Here is a 549-nt window from a genome sequence, read left to right as displayed (position 1 = left end):
CTTGCGCATGGTGCGCTCAGATTTTTTCTGCGCATAAAATGGCTTTGCTGCGATACTTATTGTTTCGCCTGTAGGTATTTTTCTTATCGATGCAATAGAGCATGACCAATCTGAGCCGTAGTCATCTCCGCTCAGAAAAATGCCCTTTTGCTTGTTCATGTCAGATAGATCACCTACGGTGACTTTGGAAGCCTCCATTCTGGTGTTGCAGATTTTTAGCTGTCCTATGTCAATGTAAGAATTGAATAGAATAAGAAATTGCTTGTCTGAGCTCATTTTTATTTGTTGGGCAGTAAAGACGTCTCCGTAAGTTATTTCGCAAGTATTGCCATCTAGATGGACATAAGTGTTGCCCGGTGAGCCAAACTCTACTTCCTTGATGTTGGTGCGGACAATATCGTTATCTTTTATATAAATATGCGTGATGGTGTATGCGGTGGCTGGTGCGCTGGACAGCGCGATGATGCCTGCGGTGATGATGGATTTCATTCTTCTCCTCTATATTTATCATTCACTCAATTTTTCTTCTTTCATTCAGCTGAGTTATTG

The 549-nt window shown here is 41.7% G+C and carries 1 protein-coding gene; it reads right to left on the bottom strand.

Annotation, left to right across the window (positions count from 1 at the left end; genetic code table 11):
• Positions 1–489 (bottom strand): hypothetical protein (locus tag AWT75_RS20445; RefSeq protein ID WP_153013420.1); only part of this gene is annotated, 489 nt, incomplete at its 3' end.
• Positions 490–549 lie beyond the last annotated feature (60 nt).

The sequence above is a fragment of the Aquitalea pelogenes genome (assembly GCF_001515305.1).
Taxonomy (GTDB): domain Bacteria; phylum Pseudomonadota; class Gammaproteobacteria; order Burkholderiales; family Chromobacteriaceae; genus Aquitalea; species Aquitalea pelogenes.
This window is presented reverse-complemented; position numbering and strand designations above follow the sequence as displayed.